This is a genomic window from Cognatishimia coralii, assembly GCF_037478305.1.
GTDB lineage: Bacteria > Pseudomonadota > Alphaproteobacteria > Rhodobacterales > Rhodobacteraceae > Cognatishimia > Cognatishimia coralii.
Map to the genome: position 1 here is coordinate 208863 of NZ_JBBGAZ010000002.1, position 19371 is coordinate 228233.

The window sequence follows — 19371 nt, forward strand, 5'->3', positions numbered from 1 at the left end:
TGTTGCCAGCTAGGAATCCACAATTTAGTTGACCTGTCAAATAAAAAGTTGACCTATCAACTTAACTCTGAAAATGTTGCCCCATGAAGCAGGATCAGAAACCCCGACCACGGCAACTCACATCCTTTGTCACCTTCCGGCTGGCGCGGCTTCAGGCGAGCCTGAACGCTCAAGCCACATCGATCCTAAAAACCAGTTCCGGGCTATCGCTTGTCGAATGGCGCATATTGCAAACTCTGGAATGGTTTGAATTCAACACGTTGAAGCAGTTGTCGGACATTACCGAAATCGACAAAGGGCAGCTGAGCCGAAAAATCGCCTCCATGGTTGACAAAGGACTGCTGGAACAAACACCCGACGAGATGGACAAACGCGTTCAGCATTTGACCCTGACGCAGCGCGCGCGCGATATTTGCGCCAAGGCTATGCCGATCATGCAAGCCCGACAGGACCTTTTGCTGAAGGACGTCTCCAAAGATGACCTCGAGGTGTTTTACAAAGTGATCGACAAACTTGAAGCCGCCTCGAAAACACGCGAGATCCCATGACCAAATCCAACCTCCTTGTTATTCTATCGGATGAACATCAGTCCCGCGCGATGGGTTGCGCCGGGCACCCATTTGTTAAAACACCAAATCTGGACAGGTTGGCGGCTCGGGGCATGCGCTTTACCAACGCTTATACGCCCTGCCCCATCTGTGTGCCCGCCCGCGCGAGTTTTGCAACAGGCCTCTATCCTCATCAAACGCGCATGTGGGATAATGCGATGCCCTACGAGGGGTCAATCCGCGGCTGGGGGCATGCTCTTCAGGAAAAAGGTGTGCCAGTTGAGAGCATCGGCAAACTCCACTATCGATCAGAGGAAGACCCAGCAGGTTTTGACGTCGAACATATTCCGATGATGGTTGCCGACGGCGTCGGAATGGTCTGGGCAAGCATACGTAAGGAAGACGAACGCATTCTGGGGCCCGGCCGCATGCTGGGTGACTACATCGGGCCTGGGAACAGCAAATACACCGATTACGACGAAGCGGTCGTCGCGCGCACAAAAACCTGGCTTGACGATCGAAATGGCGGCGAAGACCCGTGGTGCCTTTATGTGGGATTAGTGGCTCCGCATTTCCCATTGGTGGTGCCTCAGGAGTTCTATGACATGTATCCGGCAGACATGATGCCTGAGGTAAAACTTCACCCGAACAAAGGCCATCCACGCCACCCATGGGTGGAAAAGCAAAACGCCTTCATGGACAGTGAGGCCAAGTTCAAAAGCGAGGATGAACGGATTTCCGCGCTGCGGGCGTATTATGGGCTTTGCTCATGGCTCGATTACAATATCGGCCAAATCCTTGCGGCTCTGGAAGAGTGCGGCCAACTCGATAACACGACGATTATCTACTCGTCAGATCATGGTGACAACGTTGGGGCGCGCGGCCTTTGGGGCAAGTCAAACATGTACGAGGAAAGCGCGGCGGTTCCCATGATCATGGCGGGGCCAAATGTCGCCACAGGCACATGTGATACGCCTGTCAGCCTTCTGGATCTTGCGGCAACGATTGCAACCCATTTTGAGGCCGACTTCACCCCAACGGACGGCGTCACGGACCTTTCGTCGATTGCGGCGGACTCGCCCAAAGAACGCGTCGTATTCTCGGAATACCACGCCGCTGGCGCAGTGTCCGGTGCCTTCATGCTGCGCAAGGGAGATTGGAAACTGATCCATTATGTCGGCTTCCCTGACGAACTTTTCAATCTGGCCGAAGATCCTGAAGAATTGCGCAATCTGGCCACTGATCCAGACAGTGCCGCAAAACTCGCGGAACTCCACGCAGAGCTTAGCGCAATTTGCGATCCCGCAGCGACCGACGCGCAGGCTTTCGCGGATCAGGCATCTTTGGTCGAGCGCGTTGGTGGACGAGACGCAGCTTTGGGCCTCGGCGCGCCAGGTGCCACGCCACCACCGGAGATGGCAAAATGAAGCTAACAATCTTGGGGTCAGGCTCGCCAGAGGCCTATGAACGTCGCGCCTCCAGCGGCTACCTTATTGAAGTTGGCGCGGATCGCATACTTTTTGATTGCGGCGGTGGCGTCTTTGACAATCTCTTAAGATCGGGCCGACTGCCCTCTGACATCACACACATCGTTTTCAGCCACCTGCATTCGGATCACATGATGGACTATGCCCGATTGGTGCATGCAGCATGGGACGAGGGTGGCGCAGCGATCAAAGTATTTGGGCCTGCGCCGATTGCTCAGATCACTAAGGGATACTTTGGACGCGACGGAGTGCTTGCGCATGATCTTATCGCGCGAACAGAATTGCCCCATAGCCAAGAAGTCTGGGTTCAGCGTGGTGGCACCCTGCCCCGCCCATGGCCCGCGCCGATCGTCCAAGAGATCACGCCCGGCGATACAATCGAAGGAACGGGATGGCGTATTCGCTCTTGCGCGGTTCCCCACGCGCAGCCTGTTTTGGACTGCATGGGCTTTGCGCTGGATGCTGGGGGCAAACGATTTGTCTACTCAGGAGACGCGGGCCTTTGCGAGGACCTCGAAAGCCTTGCTGAGGATGCTGACCTTTTGCTGCATTGGTGCTATCGCCTTGAAGATAGCGATGCGTCCAACGCGATGGCCGCGGTCACGCCAACCCCAACGGAAATCGGCAAACTCGCGCAACGTGTCGGGGCCAAGGCCTTAGTCATCACGCATTTCAGGAAGTACATGGACGAACCAACACGGTTCGAAAAAGCGCAACAAAACGCAAGTCTAGAATTTGGAGCGCGGGCCACGATTGCCGAAGACCTTATGACGTTTGAGATATAGGAAAGCCGATGAATCATTGGGTCGTGATATTCAATGACGCGCCAGAAATGCTTGAACGGCGCAAGACGCACTTTGAAAAGCACGTCGCATACCTGACATCTCGGACCGAGATTTTCCTGGATGGCGGTTCCTTGGCGGGGGCTGAAGATTCTGATCCGACAGGCGGCATCTGGATCTTGCGTGCGACAGATCGCGACGAAATCGTGCGCCTTATTGAGGGAGACCCAATGTACAGCCCTGAGCTGCGCAGCTACAAGATTTTTGCGACCGGAAAGAGGTTCAATATTTCCGAACCGGAGTGACGCCACAAGCCTTCTTGGACAGAAATAACAAATTGGCAAACCGGGATTTCACTGCCTTTTCTAACAGCCCCAACCCACGCAATCAGTCAGGAAGAACTGGTCACCTCTCGATTTATTTGGCTTTGTGCGATTCACTCTAAATTTGGCGGAACAATCAAACTAAAATTTTCTCAGTCGCAAACCGGCTGAAAGCATTCCGTCGTGTTTTCTGAATTTTTGTGAACCTAGTCGCCAAAAATGAGAAAGACTTACGTCATCGGCGGTTGGTTTCGCACGCGCTGCGAAAATCCGCTTTCCGCCCCTTTGAAAAACCCTGTATTGCTATCGCAGAAAATACCGCTCAGATCTAAGAGCGTGTGCCTCACTTCTTCGTACTTCGGCGACCAAACTGCGGTCTCAACACGAGGGAACAGCTCCCGACACCCGAAAAGAGCGGACAAAGCTACAGGTGCGTGTCCTGTCCGCCCGCGCTCGCCGAGATTCAACGAGACCGTGAATAAAACGGTGCAGATCGCTACATAGGGAACAAAGTAGAGTCTTTGGCTTAGTTTTATGCAAACAATCGATGTAGACACTTGAAAGATAACCGCTTGTTTTAGAAACAAAATTACTTTGTCTAAACTGTGAAAATCCCCTGAGACTCACCCTAGAATACGCTGACCTCAACTAGATACCAAAAATATGCTTCCGCATTTCTGGTCTAGGTCGAGACAGTCTACACTGTTCCGGGGCGCACCCCGTCTTAAACCGCCACCAATCGCGCCCTATTCGCCTACGCGTAGGTGGACAATAAGGCGGAAAACCAAAGCGCCTTACATTTTATTCAGTGTTGTCAGATTTTGATGGTGCCGCTGATAGGACTCGAACCTACGACCCCATCATTACGAATGACGTGCTCTACCAGCTGAGCTACAGCGGCGCCTGAGGCCGGGGTTTAACACCCCGACCCGGGATGGAAAAGGCCTATTTTGTCGGCTCGTGGGCGACCGTCTCTTCGTCAATTTCTTCTTCTGTATCGCCGCTCCCAACGGAATCGGAAAACACAATTTCGCCCGTCATCGGTTCAGGAGCACCGACGATCATAGGAAGCATATCGACGGAAACAGGTCCTCCTGTGTCGTCGGACGACGGCGCAGTCCAGCTTAGGCTATCCAGCGCTCCGCAATTGCCACAGACCGGTACCCATTCGCCGTGAATATTGTGACACTTGTCGCAAACCCATTGCGGCCCGCGTGGCGCGTTGACTGCGCGGGCGAGCCAGCCTTTGACGATGTCGTCCGCAGCACCTTCCCCTTTTTCAATCGCCGCAAGGATGGTCAGAGACCTTGCGGTGGGGTCGGCTTCCCACAAGTCGCCCAGCGCTTTGCGTGCCGCTGGAAAATCCTCGGCGGCGATTTGCAATTCGGCCATCAGCATCTTGGTTTCCGGATGGTCCAAAGTCGGTTTGACTAGAACCCCAAACCGCTTGATCCGCTCTTGAGGCGTCTCGTTCGGCTCGATTTCGGCGTAGGCGGCGGCAAGATCAGGGTGAGGATGTGCTTCCCAGGCTTTTTTCAGGATCCTCATCGCGAACCGAGGCTTGCCTTTGGCGATATAGCTGCGCGCGGCCATTGCTGCTGCCGGGATCAGATCCGGCGACAGGCGGTTGGCCTCAATAAAGTCCTCTCGCTCGGAGATCGATGCGTCCTCTGACAAGAGCGCCTTCGCTTCGGACAAGGCCAGAACCGCATCGCGACGACGGTGTACGTCGCGGGGCAACGTGCCGTGCTTGAGTTTGGCGTTCAGCGTGTTGCGCGCGCCCTTCCAGTCTTCGCTGTCCGCTTGCAACTTGAGCAAAATGTCAGAGGTTTCCACATGGCGCGGCTTCAGGGCAAAAGCGGTTTCGGCTAGCTTGAGCGCGGTTTCAGTTTTGCCATCCTCAAGCTTTTGCTTCATCAGGCCCCGCACACCCACAAATCGGGTCTGATCATCCTGCAAAAGCCGTTTATAGACCTCTTCGGCCTTACGTTTGTCGCCAGTGATTTCAGCGGCCTGCGCTGTGATCAGGTTGGTGAGTTCAGGACGCCGTAACAGCCGTTCTGCCTTGCGCGCCTTGTCCATAGCGGCCCGACCTTCGCCCGAAGCCAAGGCCATCATGCCTTCGGTCAGAGCCTGAAAGCCACGGCGTTCTCGGCTGCGGTCAAAATACCGGCTAAGCGCGGTTTCATCGCCATTGATGAATTTAAGCGTCGCAACCAACAGCGACATAAGCTTGAGAAAAACCCACAGGACCACAAGCAACACACAAAGCGCGATCACCGACATCAACGGGCTGAGCGTATATTCCACGCCCGCAACGGTCAGCATCACGCCCCCGTCGCTTTCCAACAAATAGCCCGCACCAAGGGTCAGGCCTGCGATCGCCGCCACGAAAAGAAGGATTTTGGTAAGAGACCAGAGCATGAGCGACCTTTAATTCGTGTTGAGTGCTTGAGAGAGAGCTTCGCCAGCGGCGAGGGCCTCTTGGCGGGTCTGCGCGCTGGCAATCCATTCTGCCATTTCGGCTTGAGCGTCCTCAGACAGGGCGGCCAATTCCGCCAAGGCATCCGTCAGATTGCCCGATGTCAAAGCGCCCTCAGCGCGACTGAGGACGGCATCCGCATCGTCCCCCTCCTGTGGCGTGACAGAGCGCGCGCCGAGCTGGGATTGCATGAAGGACAAAAGGCGGTTGCCCGATTGGCCTTCAGTACGGCGCGCGGCGGCAAGGGCTGCGCGGGCGGCATCCGGAAAGCTGCTTTGCAAGGACGCAAGACTTGGGGCACCGGTGTCGGCAAGGCTTTCAAGGACGGCAGGAGCTGGCGAACCGGTTGCCGTCGCAAAATCCGTGAGGGGCGCGCGGAACGAATGCCCTGCGTCAAGCGCTGACAAGACTCGCGTGAGTGCTGCACGGGCCAAGGCCTGTTGTGCCGTCATCTTGGCGTTTTCTTCCATGGCCTGTGCTTCGGCACGTTGCGACGCAACCGAGGCCTTCAGCTCTTCAAGCTCGCGCTCGTATGCTTCTATCGCCGAGGACGGTAATCCTTGGGTCAGCGGACGTTTTTCCAGCTCGATGATCCGCGCATCCAATCCGGCAAGCGCATTTGCTATGTCGTCAAACTGGCCGTTGATGGCCGCCAAAGACGAGGTCAGCCCGTCAACAGAGCCTTGCAACGTCGACGCCGCTTGTTGGGACTGATCCGCCGCGCCTTGCGATGTCTCGACCAGGGCTTGCAGGGCTTCGATGGATGCCATCTGCTCTTGCACCTGAGACTGCAACGCCAAAGTCGCCTCGTCCGGGCCTGATTGCAGAGGTCCCAAAACTTGGGCAGCCCCAAAGCCAATGCCTCCGGCAAGGATACCGCCAATCAGAAGGGGCACAAAGCCACTATTCGAACGCGCAGGTTCCGGCGTGGGCTGAGGCGCTGGTTCGGGTTCTAGGTCGTTGGTTTCCGGTTCGGGATGAACATCTTCGGCAGGAGCCTCTTCTTCGGTGTCCTCATCAGAGGCGTCCTCGTCCTCTGCTGCATCACCTTCCGAAGCGGCACTCTCTGCCTCATCCGACGTGTCTTCCACATCGGCGGCGGCTTCTTCGGCCTCTGCTGGAATTTCCTCAAGCACTTCGGCCTCGACAACGTCATCTTTCACGTCAGTTGAGGGCGTTTTGTCCTGATCGTCCGACGTATCGCTCTTTTTCGCTTTCGCCACGATCTTCCCTTTCGAATCCGTATTCTTCAAATCGTTACTATCAATCTAAGTTAGCACCCTCAGTGCTACAATGCGTCACTCCGCAGCTTTTTCCCCCTAAACCATGTCACGCAGCGCTTCGATTAAAGACTGGGCATCGGGGGTTTTCGCAACCGCCACATTACGGACCATCTCTGGCGGGAGCGTCTGAGCTGTTGCTTGACTAATTGCGACAAAATCCACTTTGGAGCCCGCGGGCAACTGCTGCACAAGCCTTTGAGCCGAGTTTGGCGAAAAAACAGGAAAAATAGCCTTATCAGAGCCTAATATGACTTGGTGTACGTCCTCAGACAACGCCTGTTTCTCCTGCCGATAAACCACACATCGTTGGGTGGAAATTCCAACATTAGAGAGCCGTCCACTCAGATCACCACGCGTCTCTTTTCCGCAGTAATGCACGAGCGTGTCCTGCACCTCAGCGCCCGCGAGATCGGCGCAAATCCGCTTGAAGAGCGCGTCTGCGTCTCCGCCTGCGGACCGCGCTTGCCAGCCTTTCGTAACGGCAACTTCCGCTGTCCTGTCGCCAACGCACCACGCAACACCGGTTCCTCCGGGCGCGTATTCAACCCCATAGGATGAGGTAAAGATCGCGGTTGCCGCTGGTTTCAGATCAGCGGTTTGCGGCTCAGGAATGATCAGGGTCACCGGAGCCTCGATGATCCTCGCTTCAAGACCGCTGGCCTCAATAGCCTGCGCGAACCGCGCATTTTGCGCTGCGGGGCGGGTCAGGATGATCACGGGTTTCACGGCGGACATTGTCTCACCCATTGTTTGCGCGGGCCTAGAGTGTTACCTGCCCATATCAAACGGCGCAATGGCAGACCATGACGGACACTCTCACCCTTCTCGGTATCGAAAGCAGCTGCGATGACACATCGGCGGCCGTGGTGCGCCAATCAGGCGAGGCCGCGCCGAAAATCCTGTCCAATGTGGTTTATGGCCAGACCGAGTTACACGCTGCTTTCGGGGGTGTCGTTCCGGAAATCGCAGCGCGGGCCCATGCCGAAAAGCTGGACTTGGCGGTCGAAGAGGCTTTGTCTAAGGCGGGAATAGGGTTTTCAGACGTTAACGCCATCGCTGTCACCGCTGGACCGGGGCTGATCGGTGGCGTGATCTCTGGCGTGATGTGTGCCAAAGGGCTTTCGGCGGGTCTGGGTATTCCGTTGGTCGGCGTGAACCATCTTGCGGGCCATGCGCTGACGCCGCGTTTGACGGATCAGATCGCCTTTCCCTATCTGATGCTATTGGTGAGCGGTGGGCATTGCCAATTTCTGATAGCACACGGACCTGAAGAATTCACGCGTCTGGGCGGCACCATTGACGATGCCCCCGGAGAAGCCTTTGACAAAACCGCGCGGCTTTTGGGCCTGCCGCAACCCGGCGGCCCCAGCGTCGAAGCTGAAGCCAAGTCGGGCGACCCCAGGCGCTTTGCGTTCCCAAGGCCACTGCTGGATCGTCCGGGTTGTGATCTGTCCTTCTCTGGCCTCAAGACTGCTCTGCTGCGCGCGCGCGATGCAATGGTCGCAGAGAAAGGCGGGCTAACGCGCCAAGATCGCGCGGACCTTTGCGCGTCATTTCAGGCGGCGGTGGCGGATGTCTTGACCAAGAAAACAGCGCGCGCTTTGGAAACATATCTCGCGGAAAATCCCGAAACGCCGACCCTTGCCGTCGCAGGTGGCGTCGCCGCAAACCAGACCATTCGCGGCGCATTAGAGACTGTTTGTGCAGATCACGCAGTGGATTTCACCGCCCCGCCTCTCGCGCTGTGCACAGACAACGCCGCAATGATCGCCTATGCGGGCCTCGCACGTTTCAAGGCAGGGCATCAGGACGATATGTCCCTTGTTGCGCGCCCTCGCTGGCCACTGGACAAGAAAGCCCCTGCCCTTTTGGGTGGCGGCAAGAAAGGAGCCAAAGCATGAGCATTCTGGTTCTGGGCGCTGGCGCTTTCGGCACGTCTTTGGCGCAGAGTTTTGCCCTCGGCGGCGCAGAGGTGACGCTTTGGGGACGAGATGCAAACTCCATCGCGGCGCAAAACAGAACACGACAAAGTGCCCGCCTAAAGGACGTGCGCTTCAACGACCTCGTGACGTTGACGTCGGACCTTCCCCAAGATCTGCCCGACGTGGTTTTGTTGGCCGTGCCACTTCAGACGCTCCGCTCTGTTCTTGCAAGTTTCCCACAGCTCAACGGCAAAACGCTGGTCGCCTGCTGTAAGGGCATCGAGCTTTCAACTGGCAAAGGCCCTGTGTCCATCATCCAAGACATATACCCCGACGCAACCGGCGCGATCCTGACGGGCCCGAGCTTTGCCCAAGACATCGCCATTGGTCTGCCAACGGCCCTGACTTTGGCCTGCGCAGATGACGCAAAGGGCCAAGCCTTGCAAGACGCTCTCAAAGCCCCAAACTTGCGCATATATCGCACAACAGACGTCACCGGTGCCGAACTCGGTGGCGCGCTTAAGAATGTCATTGCGATTGCGTGTGGGGCGGCCATTGGCGCGGGCCTCGGCGAAAGCGCCCGCGCGGCGCTTATGACGCGTGGATTTGCGGAAATGAAACGCATGGCGCATGCGTTGGGCGCGGATCGGGCCACCTTGTCAGGCCTTTCTGGTTTCGGAGACCTGTCGCTGACCTGCAGCTCAACGCAATCGCGCAACTATCAATTTGGCCTCGCGCTTGGGCGGGGCGAACCCTTTGACCCGACCATCACCGTCGAAGGTGCCGCCACCGCGCGCGCAACGCTAACACGTGCGACCGGACTTGGCCTCGACATGCCCATCACCCAAGCGGTCGTCGGATTGCTTGACCAGAAACTCAACCTACGCGAGGCTATGGAGCAACTTCTGGCCCGCCCCCCGAAAGAGGAATAACCCATGCGTTTTGCCCTGATTGCGAAAGACAAACCCGGTGCACTTGAGGTCCGCAAGGCCAATCGCGACGCCCATGTGGCCTATCTGAAATCCACCGATGCAGTCGAAATGGCAGGCCCGTTTCTGGACGACAACGGCGAGATGTGCGGATCGCTGATCATTCTGGACTTGCCCGATATGGCCGCCGCCGAGGCCTGGGCCGCGCAGGATCCCTATAAAGCCGCCGATCTCTTTCAATCCGTCGAAATCACTGCGTGGAACAAGGTGATCGGCTGATGCGCTATTGGCTGTTCAAATCCGAACCCTCGACCTGGAGCTGGGACGATCAGGTTGCCAAAGGTGACGCGGGCGAGGAATGGGACGGTGTACGCAACTACCAGGCGCGCAATTTCATGCGCGAGATGAAACTGGGCGATCGCGGGTTTTTCTATCATTCCCAAAAAAAGAAATCCGTCGTCGGCGTGGTCGAAGTCTGCGCCGAGGCCCATCCAGATAGCACCACCGACGACGACCGTTGGGAGTGCGTGGATATCAAGGCCGTAGTGCCTGTGAAAACGCCGGTGTCACTGGACATGATCAAGGCAGATCCGCGTCTGGCCGAGATGGTGCTGGTCAAGAACTCTCGCCTGTCAGTCCAGCCCGTGACCGAGGACGAGTGGCAGGTGATCTGCGACATAGCGGGCGTTGAAACCTAGCCAGACCCCGAAAATTCTCGCATAGTTCCCTTGCGTAAACCCCAATTCATGGAGGGACGAATGGGTTTTGTGAGTGTGATTGCGGCTGCAGTGGCCGCTTATGTGTTTGGCGCGGTCTGGTATATGGCGATGGCCAAACCCTGGATGGCAGCTTCGGGGGTTGAGGTCGGTGAGGACGGGCGGCCTGCCAATTCGAAGAACCCAATGCCCTATATCGTGTCGATCATTTGCCTGATCATCGTGGCGGGCATGATGCGGCATATGTTTGCGTTGTCGGGCATCACTGAACCCGGAAAAGGCCTGATCGCGGGACTGGGTGCCGGTCTGTTTCTGGCGGTACCGTGGCTTGCGACCAACTACACTTTCGCCGGCCGGCCGCGCGCGCTGATCCTGCTGGACGGTATCTATGCGACCGGCGGCAGCGCGATTATCGGCTTGGTTCTGACCCTGATCTGAAAATGCGAACGGGGACGCGCCTGTTCAAAGCACGTCCCCGTTCCCCCGAAATCCCACACACCAAAGCACGTAAATGCATCATGGTTTCCCCAGAGATCTAGCGAGTGTGGCGCGGAAAATCAAATTCCAAGCTGTTATAAATAAAGTGAAATTTGATTAAACTCTGGTGTAGGAAAGCCCGCGCGAACGCGGGCCTCGGAATTAGCCGTAAATAGACTCTTTGCCGAAATGTTTGGTCAGCATGTAGTAGACCACAGCGCGGTACTTGTTGCGCTCAGAGCGACCGTAAGTGTCCATGACCGAGTTGATCGCATCCATCAGCTGCGGACCATCCGCAAGGCCCAGCTTCTTGATCAGGAAGTTGTTCTTCACGGTTTCCAGCTCGCTTTCCTGCGTCGCTGCCACCGTCGAGGCATCCGCGTTATAGATCGCCGGACCACAGCCCAAAGTGACCTTTTCCAGCAGGTCCATATCTGGCTCCATACCGCATTTGTTGCGCAGATCATCCGCGTATTGAGCGATCAAATCGTCGCGTTTTCCCATTTTCTTTCTCCCACCTGCAAAAAAGCAAACAACATTAAAGACAGCGCCGAGTGGTGCTTGGGAGTGAGCCTAGCCGGATTGGCGAAACCCACAAAGGGAAAACTTCCCGCTATTCCCCGCAAATTCATGCGAAAAGCGACCATTTCGGTGACGTATTCGGTGTGGACGCGCGTTGACCTTGGGTCGCATGCTTTCCCAGTAAAGGCATAGAGGAGAGATGCCATGCAAGGACAACTGTCACCGACAGAGACCCAGCACTATCACGACAAAGGCTATGTGGCCGGTCTGACCGCGTTTTCCTCTGAGGACGCGGCAGGCTTGCGCCAGCAGGTTGAGACTTTGGAACAGATGTATGCCGCTGGTGCGGATGGCTTTGATCTGGGACAGTTCTTTCGCGTGAACGGACATCTGGTCATTCCTTTGCTCGCGCAGGTATCGCGCACGCCCCAGATCCTTGATCAGGTTGCCGCGATCCTTGGGCCGGACCTTTTGGTCTGGTCGGTAGAGCTCTTCATCAAAGAGCCCGGCACCAAATCCGTCGTCAGCTGGCATCAGGACATCACCTATTGGGGTATGGGCGAAACAGACGAAGAGCTGACGGCTTGGATCGCGCTTTCTGACGTAAGCGTCGAGGCGGGCTGCATGCGGTTCATCCCCGGCAGCCACAAGAACAAGATCGTGGCGCATGAGGACACTTTTGATGAGGACAACCTTTTGTCGCGCGGGCAAGAGATCGCGGGCATCGACGAGATGAAAGCCGAGCACGGGCCTCTGAAACCCGGTCAAATGTCGTTTCACCATGGGCGGACGTTCCATGCCTCCGCGCCAAACACCTCCGATGACCGCCGGATCGGTTTGGCGATCCGCTATGTCACCCCGGGCGTGCGGCAGTCGGCGCAGGGGCGTGATTATGCGATGCTTGTGCGCGGCAAGGATGCCGAGAACGGCTGGATCCATATCGCAGGCCCCAATCGCCTGTTTGATCCCGAAGACCTCGCGCTCTATCGTGAGGTTCTTAATCATCAATCCACCACTCTGGCCGCAGGGGCCGAAGGGAATGTGGGCATGTATCAGGCGGAAGGTGCGTCATGAGCGAAGAAAAACTGGTTAGCTTTACCCAGATGAAGGATGGCACCAAGGAAGACTACCTATTGCTGGCCGAGCTGGAGAAACCCTATCTGGGCATGACCGCCGATCGGGTGCTGGAAGAGATGGAGCGGCACGGGCAGGCCTCGCTGGAAGGCTATCGAATAAACCGGCTGCAACATGGGTTGCAATCCGCCACCCGCGCCGAGGCCGATGGGGCGGATATCGACTGGATCGTTGGGGCTTTGCTGCATGACATCGGTGATGGGCTTGCACCACAGAACCATGATCGTTTTTCCGCCGAGGTCATCCGTCCATTCGTGCGCTGGGATGTGTCTTGGGTGGTCGAACACCATGGGATTTTCCAGATGCTCTACTACGGCAAACACTATGGCTGGGACGAAAACGCGCGGGATCAGTTTAAGGATCACCCGTGCTTTGACAGCTGTGCCGCCTTTTGCGAGCGCTGGGATCAGTCGTCTTTTGATCCCGAGTACCCAATGAAGCCGCTCTCGCATTTCGAACCCATGGTGCGCGAAGTCTTTGGGCGCAAGGCTTACGATCCAGCGGTGCTGCGCGAGGGGTTTGTGTCAGCGCTCGTAGCCTAGGGTTTCGGCTTTCCCACCTGAGATGCTTGGCCTATGGTCCTGCCTTTCTGGCCGTCAGGTCGGCCAAGCAGGAGACAATCATGAGCAGATGGGGCATCGCAGGTACCGGGTTTATTTCACACGCCATGCTGGGCGCGATTGCGCGGCGCGAAGGATCTGAGGCGGTCGCGATTTCAGGGCGCTCGGCTGAGACGCGCGCCGAATTGCAGGCCCAATATGGGATTGGGACAGGTGTAGAGACTGTCGCCGAGCTAGCCGCCCTGCCGGGCGTAGATGCCATCTATATCGGCCTGCCAAATCATTTGCACCGAGAGGCCTCAGAAGTGGCTTTGACTGCTGGGAAAGCGGTTCTCTGCGAGAAATCTCTGACAACGACCTATGACGACGCTGAGACCTTGGCTGAAACGGTCGTTTCTTCGGGCCAATTCTTTGTCGAAGGGCTGATGTACTTGGCACATCCGATCTATCAAACCCTCGTCGACGTCTTGCGGTCCAAAGATGTCGGAGAGCTGCGTCACATCACAGGTTTCTATGCCGCCGACATTTGGCAAGTGGTCAATCCTGCCGGCAAAGGCACGCTCTATAACCTTGGCTGTTATCCCGTATCTCTGATGCATTTGGTTGTGCAGACCATGTGCGGAGACGCGGTGTTTTCTGCCCGAGACCTCACCGCTCAGGGCAACTTCAACGAAGACGCCAACGTCTGCGACGCGGCTGTGACTGTGCGTTTTGCAAACAGCGTTCTCGCGTCTCTACACTCTACAGACAGCTATGGCATGGCGCATGAGTTCGTGATTGCCACCACCAAAGGCACGATCCGCTTTGACCACAACCCATGGCTGCCGGATGCGGAAGCCAATGGGTTTACGTGGCGTGGCTATGATGGGTCAGAAATGCAGTACTCGGTCGATGTTCAGGGAGACGCTTTCGATCACCAACTCGAAATGGTCGAAGCAAGCCTTGCTGCGGGTTTAACCAAAGCGCCACGGCCATCCCCACGTTTAAAGGACTCACTGGAAATCATGCGCTTCCTCAACGATTGGGAAGCTGCCTGCGCATAAAGAAAGGGCCCCGAAGTGAGGCCCTTTGTCTATTTGATGTCGCTTAGTAGCGATAATGCTCTGGCTTGAACGGACCTTCTGGCGTCACGCCGATGTAGGACGCTTGCTCTTCGGTCAGCTTGGTCAGCTTTGCACCAACACGATCCAAGTGCAGCGCAGCCACTTTCTCGTCCAGATGCTTTGGCAGGATGTAGACCTCGTTCTTGTACTGATCTCCACGCAGGAACAGCTCTATCTGCGCCAGAACCTGGTTGGTGAAGGAGGCTGACATCACAAAGGATGGGTGGCCAGTTGCGTTACCAAGGTTCAGCAGACGACCTTCAGACAAGAGGATGATCCGGTTGCCGGAAGGCATCTCGATCATGTCCACTTGTTCTTTAATGTTGGTCCATTTGTGGTTCTTCAGAGCCGCAACCTGGATCTCATTGTCAAAGTGGCCGATGTTGCCAACAATCGCCATATCCTTCATCGCGCGCATATGCTCGATGCGAATGATGTCTTTGTTGCCGGTGGTGGTGATGAAAACGTCTGCGGTGGCGACTTCGTCTTCCAGCAAGGTGACTTCGAACCCGTCCATCGCGGCTTGCAGCGCGCAGATCGGATCGGCTTCGGTCACTTTCACACGCGCGCCTGCACCTGCGAGAGATGCCGCAGAGCCTTTGCCCACATCGCCATAGCCGCAAACTACAGCCACTTTACCCGCCATCATCGTGTCGGTCGCGCGGCGGATACCGTCAACGAGGCTCTCTTTACAGCCGTATTTGTTGTCGAACTTGGACTTGGTGACCGAGTCATTCACGTTGATCGCAGGGAAGGGCAGCTGGCCGTTTTTCTGCAGCTCATAGAGACGATGTACGCCGGTGGTGGTTTCCTCGGACACGCCCATGATCGCATCGCGGGTCTTGGTGAACCAGCCCGGAGAGGCCGCCATACGTTTCGCGATCTGCGCTTTGATGACTTCTTCTTCCTCAGATTGCGGCACTGGAATGATGTCCTCACCCGCCTCGGCACGTGCACCCAGCAGAACATAGAGGGTCGCGTCGCCGCCATCGTCGAGGATCATGTTCGGGCCGTCCTCAAACAGGAAGGACTTGTCCAGATAGTCCCAGTGCTCTTCCAGAGACTGACCTTTGATCGCAAATACAGGAATGCCAGCATCTGCAATCGCCGCCGCCGCGTGGTCTTGGGTCGAGAAGATGTTGCAGGACGCCCAGCGCACATCCGCGCCCAGTGCGACCAGCGTCTCGATCAGGCAAGCTGTCTGGATCGTCATGTGCAGAGACCCAACGATGCGCGCGCCTTTCAGCGGTTTTTCTTCGCCATATTCCTTGCGCAGCGCCATCAGGCCCGGCATCTCGGTTTCAGCAATATCGAGTTCCTTGCGGCCAAAACCAGCCAACGCGATGTCTTTAACTATATAGTCTGTCGGCATATGCCCGCTCTCCTGACCAGTACGAATTTCGCGTTCGCATAACACTCAAGAGCGCTTGCGACAATGGTCAAGTAGGTCGTAGTCCCGCCCAGTCTAGCCTTTGAGGCCTTCTGCCAACTCCATGGGCTCTTTGGTAAAGAAATTCGTACCCACGGCGACCACACAGGACACGCCTTCGGGGCTCGTCAAAAGCATGGTGAAAGTGCCGGTTTTTTCCGACGCCCAGACCTCTACCATGGTCTGCACATTCTTGTTGCCCTGTAGCCCGCCCGCTACGAGGCTTTCTGAATAGCTGTTTTGCAATTTGGCGACCACGGTCTCCCGAACGCCACAATTTTCACGCGCCAGCGACGGCTGCGCCACAGCCAAAAGACCGAAAAGCAGTCCCGAGATTGTCAGTCGTTTGAACATAGTAACTCCTGCTCTCTGAATGGTTTCTGGCAGGAGGACACGCGGGAGGAACGCGCGTCCCCCTCGCACTAGATATTGATCCAACTGTATCGCACATACACCCGCACCCGGCGGAGATCTCGGCGACAGACCTAGTCGAACGTATTGAGTGTCAGCGCTATTTTGTAAAAACTCAAGCGCGAAAGTTGAGTTTGTAACCAATTTATGACACTATATGTTGTAATTGTCGCGCTCCCCCGCTGTGACAATTGCTATAGATAGACAAATTCCCTGCACGGCACAGGGGTTGGTTTTTGCGTGTCGGTGCCAAGAATCCATTGCGATCCCCGCCCAGCTAGGGGACACTCGGTCAAAAATACAGGACACCACATGGCACGCGCATGGCAACGGATGCTATCTGGCCGGAGGCTTGACCTCTTGGACCCGACTCCGGTGGACATCGAAATCGAAGACATCGCCCACGGCCTCGCCTTTGTGGCGCGCTGGAATGGGCAGACTCTGGGCGACTACGCCTATTCGGTCGCGGAACACTCACTGCTTGTCGAAGAGCTTTATGCCCGAATGAACCCCAAAGCCCCGACTAAGTGGCGTTTGGCCGCGCTTTTGCACGACGCCCCTGAATATGTCATCGGGGATATGATTTCTCCGGTAAAAGCCGCGGTCGGACCCGGCTATGGGGCGTTGGATGAAAGATTAACGGCGGCGATCCACATTCGCTTCGGACTGCCCGCGGTGATTCCCAAGACCGTGAAGGCGCAAATCAAACGCGCTGATAAAGTCTCGGCCTTCATGGAAGCGGTTCAAATTGCGGGTTTCACGGAAGCTGAGGCCGCCAAACTCTTCGGACAGCCCAAACCCGAGATCATAGACGGCCTGACAATCGATCTGCGCCCTCCGGTTCAGGTTCGGCGCGCTTTCACAGAACGTCATGACACGCTGATGAGGTCGCTATGAGCATCACAATTCGCCCGGCACAAGCACAGGATGCACACGGAATGGCCGAGGTGCTCAACGAAATCATCGAGATCGGAGGTACCACGGCATACACCGACCCCGTGACGCCGGACTATTTGGTAGGCCGGATGTCCGAAGCCACCGACGCCTCAGCTTGGCACGTCGCCATCGATGACTCCGGCGATTGCGTTGGCTTTCAATGGATCACCACAGCCGCCTACCTTCCACCCGAGGCCTGCGAGATCGCAACTTTCGCCAAGGCGGGCCAGACAGGGCTTGGCATCGGCACCAAGCTCTTTGCCGCAACCAAAGCCGCCGCCATCTCGCTTGGCTACAGTTGGATCAACGCCAACATACGATCGGACAATGACAGTGGCTTGGCCTATTACACAGCAAAAGGCTTCAAGGACTATGATCGGCAGATCGGCATCGAACTGGCAAATGGCCATGTGGTCGACAAAACCCTCAAGCGCTTCGATCTCTCATGACCATTCGAATTCGCCACGGAAGCGCATTGGACGTCCGGTCCGCAACCCAGTTGCTGAATGAGATCATCAAAGTCGGGGGCACAACCGCTCTGACCAAGGACGTCACCAAAGACGAGATGGAGGGCTGGCTGTTTGGCGATGCCGGTCGCACGGCTTGGCACGTGGCGGTGGATGACCAAGACAAGGTGCAGGGCTTTCAATGGATCGGCCCCTGGCCGGATTTGCCCCCTGAGGCCTGTGAAATCGGAACCTTCGTCAAGATCGGCCAAACCGGGCTTGGTATCGGCTCGCAACTTTTTGAGGCCACAAAGTTGGCCGCGTTGGCTCTGGGGTTTGACTGGATCAACGCCAACATCCGGTCAGACAACGAAAGCGGGCTCACCTATTATCAAAGCCGCGGGTTCCGGACCTATCGACACGAGGAAAACGTGACATTGCCAAGCGGCCAGACCGTAGGCAAAACCCACAAACGCTACGACCTCAAAGACTGACGTCTCTTCATCTTGCCAAAAATACTCGCGCCGCAGGCAGCGCCCGAAAAGGGCGCTTTAGCGCGGGCTGCGTTTCGCCAGAATGCGCTGCAAGGTCCGGCGGTGCATATTCAGACGGCGCGCCGTTTCGGACACATTGCGATCGCAGAGCTCATAGATCCGCTGGATATGCTCCCAACGCACGCGATCGGCGCTCATTGGATTTTCCGGCGGAGGAGGCAGCTCGCCACGTTCAGACAACAGAGCGTTCACGATGTCCTGAGCATCCGCCGGTTTCGCCAGATAATCCGTGGCGCCTGCCTTTACAGCCGCAACTGCCGTGGCAATCGCACCATAGCCCGTTAGGATCACAACCCGACAGTCTTCGCGCTTGTCCTGCAAGACTTCGACGACATCCAAACCGTTGCCATCATCCAGACGCAGATCCACAACCGCATAGGCCGGAGGCCGTGCGGTGGCAATTGCGCGTCCGGCAGCCACGGACTCGGCCGTTTCAACGGCAAACCCGCGCTTTTCCATCGCCTTTGCGAGACGTTTCAGAAAAACCTCGTCGTCGTCGACCAACAACAGACTATTGTCAGATCCGATCTCGAGAAGTGCCTGGTCAACCATCTCTGGGCCTCCAATTCCATAATTGGTATTTTAACTACCTATTATTCGACTTTGCGTCAAACACATTCATCTTATGCGTTGTTCACAAAGCAGGCAATCTGATCTGCCATTTGCTCCGCAGACGCGTCGCGACGGAAAAACTCAACGAATCCATGCTCGGGCAACATCAAGTAGGTGAAAGTCGAATGATCCACGAGATAGAACTCGTCCTCGCTTTCGTTGATCTTGTAATAGGACTTATAGGCGCGCGTCGCGGCTTTAAGCTGATCGACGGTGCCTGTCAGGCCTAGCATTTTCGGATGCAGATAGTCCGTCCATTCCTTCAACACTTCAGGCGTGTCGCGATCCGGATCCACCGAAACAAAAACCGGCGTGGTCGAGATCCCCTGCCCCTCGAGGATTTCGACAGCTTCGGCATTGCGGGCCGCATCGAACGGACAAGCATCCGGACAGAACGTATAGCCAAAATAAACCAACGTCGGCTCAGTGATCACGTCCTTGTCGGTCACGGTCTTATTGTCCTCATCCACCAAAGTGAACGGACCGCCAATCGCGCCGCCACCACCCGCGACTTGCGAGGCGCGGCACTGGGCAAAGACGTCTCCTCCAGGGTTTTGCGACACATACCAAACCCCACCCAATAAAGAGAGGATCGCAACCGTAGACACAGCGGCAATTGCACGAACCATAGGGACATCCTTTCAAAGTCACGGCGATAGGTAGGCCGCTTCTCACAATGGGGCAAGAGAGCAGAGCTTCACATTCGCATCACCGC

General features: G+C 56.6%; 23 protein-coding genes and 1 tRNA gene. 15 read left to right on the top strand and 9 right to left on the bottom strand.

Annotated elements, in window-relative coordinates; translation table 11 throughout:
• Positions 1-83: 83 nt before the first annotated feature.
• From WG622_RS06605 to WG622_RS06620, 4 genes are read left to right on the top strand one after another with little or no spacing between them, the layout of a single operon-like run.
• Positions 84-548, top strand: a complete 465-nt coding sequence (locus WG622_RS06605; RefSeq protein WP_339402861.1) for a MarR family winged helix-turn-helix transcriptional regulator — start codon at positions 84-86, stop codon at positions 546-548.
• Entirely contained in the window at positions 545-1975 is a 1431-nt protein-coding gene (locus tag WG622_RS06610) for a sulfatase family protein (protein WP_339402862.1), read from the top strand. Before WG622_RS06605 ends, WG622_RS06610 begins: the two co-directional genes overlap by 4 nt.
• The gene (locus WG622_RS06615) at positions 1972-2820 is read left to right on the top strand and encodes an MBL fold metallo-hydrolase (RefSeq protein ID WP_339402864.1); all 849 of its coding nucleotides are present in this window, start codon (positions 1972-1974) and stop codon (positions 2818-2820) included. Before WG622_RS06610 ends, WG622_RS06615 begins: the two co-directional genes overlap by 4 nt.
• Positions 2821-2828: 8 nt before the next feature.
• Positions 2829-3122: a YciI family protein gene (locus tag WG622_RS06620; protein WP_339402865.1), complete on the top strand. Its 294-nt coding sequence runs from the start codon at positions 2829-2831 to the stop codon at positions 3120-3122.
• Positions 3123-3965: 843 nt separating this feature from the next.
• Here WG622_RS06620 and WG622_RS06625 read toward each other — a convergent pair.
• From WG622_RS06625 to WG622_RS06640, 4 genes are all read right to left on the bottom strand, one after another.
• Positions 3966-4041 (bottom strand) — tRNA-Thr (locus WG622_RS06625).
• Positions 4042-4085: 44 nt separating this feature from the next.
• A complete protein-coding gene (locus tag WG622_RS06630; protein WP_339402866.1) occupies positions 4086-5564 on the bottom strand; it encodes a heme biosynthesis protein HemY in 1479 nt (492 codons plus the stop codon).
• A gap of 9 nt (positions 5565-5573) precedes the next feature.
• The gene (locus WG622_RS06635; protein WP_339402867.1) at positions 5574-6845 is read right to left on the bottom strand and encodes a COG4223 family protein; all 1272 of its coding nucleotides are present in this window, start codon (positions 6843-6845) and stop codon (positions 5574-5576) included.
• 96 nt (positions 6846-6941) lie between these two features.
• Positions 6942-7640, bottom strand: a complete 699-nt coding sequence (locus WG622_RS06640) for a uroporphyrinogen-III synthase (RefSeq protein WP_339402868.1) — start codon at positions 7638-7640, stop codon at positions 6942-6944.
• A gap of 68 nt (positions 7641-7708) precedes the next feature.
• Here WG622_RS06640 and tsaD point away from each other — a divergent pair, with 68 nt between their 5' ends.
• The 5 genes from tsaD to WG622_RS06665 are packed head-to-tail and all read left to right on the top strand — an operon-like array spanning position 7709 to position 10910.
• The gene (gene tsaD, locus WG622_RS06645; protein ID WP_339402869.1) at positions 7709-8806 is read left to right on the top strand and encodes a tRNA (adenosine(37)-N6)-threonylcarbamoyltransferase complex transferase subunit TsaD; all 1098 of its coding nucleotides are present in this window, start codon (positions 7709-7711) and stop codon (positions 8804-8806) included.
• Positions 8803-9759, top strand: a complete 957-nt coding sequence (locus WG622_RS06650; RefSeq protein ID WP_339402870.1) for an NAD(P)H-dependent glycerol-3-phosphate dehydrogenase — start codon at positions 8803-8805, stop codon at positions 9757-9759. Before tsaD ends, WG622_RS06650 begins: the two co-directional genes overlap by 4 nt.
• Positions 9760-9762: 3 nt before the next feature.
• Positions 9763-10035 (top strand): YciI family protein, encoded by a 273-nt coding sequence (locus WG622_RS06655; RefSeq protein ID WP_339402871.1) that lies wholly within the window; start codon positions 9763-9765, stop codon positions 10033-10035.
• Positions 10035-10454 (top strand): EVE domain-containing protein, encoded by a 420-nt coding sequence (locus tag WG622_RS06660; RefSeq protein WP_339402872.1) that lies wholly within the window; start codon positions 10035-10037, stop codon positions 10452-10454. Before WG622_RS06655 ends, WG622_RS06660 begins: the two co-directional genes overlap by 1 nt.
• A 60-nt stretch (positions 10455-10514) precedes the next feature.
• Positions 10515-10910 carry a DUF1761 domain-containing protein gene (locus WG622_RS06665; protein ID WP_209357821.1) on the top strand — a complete coding sequence of 132 codons (396 nt, stop codon included), beginning with the start codon at positions 10515-10517 and terminating at the stop codon, positions 10908-10910.
• A gap of 201 nt (positions 10911-11111) precedes the next feature.
• Here the strand turns inward: WG622_RS06665 and WG622_RS06670 are convergent, their stop codons facing one another.
• Positions 11112-11453, bottom strand: a complete 342-nt coding sequence (locus WG622_RS06670) for a DUF2853 family protein (protein WP_209357820.1) — start codon at positions 11451-11453, stop codon at positions 11112-11114.
• 222 nt (positions 11454-11675) lie between these two features.
• Between WG622_RS06670 and WG622_RS06675 the strand changes: the two genes are divergently transcribed.
• The 3 genes from WG622_RS06675 (at position 11676) to WG622_RS06685 (ending at position 14208) form a co-directional block, all read left to right on the top strand.
• Positions 11676-12545 (top strand): phytanoyl-CoA dioxygenase family protein, encoded by an 870-nt coding sequence (locus tag WG622_RS06675; RefSeq protein WP_339402873.1) that lies wholly within the window; start codon positions 11676-11678, stop codon positions 12543-12545.
• Complete coding sequence (locus WG622_RS06680; protein WP_339402874.1) at positions 12542-13147, top strand: HD domain-containing protein; 606 nt, start codon at positions 12542-12544, stop codon at positions 13145-13147. The genes WG622_RS06675 and WG622_RS06680 overlap by 4 nt, the downstream gene beginning before the upstream one ends.
• An 80-nt stretch (positions 13148-13227) precedes the next feature.
• Positions 13228-14208, top strand: coding sequence for a Gfo/Idh/MocA family protein (locus WG622_RS06685; protein WP_339402875.1), 981 nt, complete (start codon positions 13228-13230; stop codon positions 14206-14208).
• 43 nt (positions 14209-14251) lie between these two features.
• Here the strand turns inward: WG622_RS06685 and ahcY are convergent, their stop codons facing one another.
• Positions 14252-15640, bottom strand: coding sequence for an adenosylhomocysteinase (gene ahcY, locus WG622_RS06690; protein WP_339402876.1), 1389 nt, complete (start codon positions 15638-15640; stop codon positions 14252-14254).
• Between the two features lie 93 nt (positions 15641-15733).
• Entirely contained in the window at positions 15734-16051 is a 318-nt protein-coding gene (locus WG622_RS06695) for a hypothetical protein (RefSeq protein WP_209357816.1), read from the bottom strand.
• A gap of 369 nt (positions 16052-16420) precedes the next feature.
• On the opposite strand from WG622_RS06695, the gene WG622_RS06700 reads away from it, so the two are divergent.
• From WG622_RS06700 to WG622_RS06710, 3 genes are read left to right on the top strand one after another with little or no spacing between them, the layout of a single operon-like run.
• Positions 16421-17005: an HD domain-containing protein gene (locus WG622_RS06700; protein WP_339402877.1), complete on the top strand. Its 585-nt coding sequence runs from the start codon at positions 16421-16423 to the stop codon at positions 17003-17005.
• Positions 17002-17493, top strand: coding sequence for a GNAT family N-acetyltransferase (locus WG622_RS06705; protein ID WP_339402878.1), 492 nt, complete (start codon positions 17002-17004; stop codon positions 17491-17493). The genes WG622_RS06700 and WG622_RS06705 overlap by 4 nt, the downstream gene beginning before the upstream one ends.
• A complete protein-coding gene (locus tag WG622_RS06710) occupies positions 17490-17984 on the top strand; it encodes a GNAT family N-acetyltransferase (protein WP_339402879.1) in 495 nt (164 codons plus the stop codon). Before WG622_RS06705 ends, WG622_RS06710 begins: the two co-directional genes overlap by 4 nt.
• A gap of 57 nt (positions 17985-18041) precedes the next feature.
• Here WG622_RS06710 and WG622_RS06715 read toward each other — a convergent pair whose 3' ends face one another.
• Together WG622_RS06715 and WG622_RS06720 are read right to left on the bottom strand one after the other, a co-directional pair.
• The gene (locus WG622_RS06715) at positions 18042-18596 is read right to left on the bottom strand and encodes an ActR/PrrA/RegA family redox response regulator transcription factor (RefSeq protein WP_209357812.1); all 555 of its coding nucleotides are present in this window, start codon (positions 18594-18596) and stop codon (positions 18042-18044) included.
• A 71-nt stretch (positions 18597-18667) separates the two neighbouring features.
• Positions 18668-19285 carry an SCO family protein gene (locus WG622_RS06720; protein ID WP_339402880.1) on the bottom strand — a complete coding sequence of 206 codons (618 nt, stop codon included), beginning with the start codon at positions 19283-19285 and terminating at the stop codon, positions 18668-18670.
• Between the last annotated feature and the right edge of the window lie 86 nt (positions 19286-19371).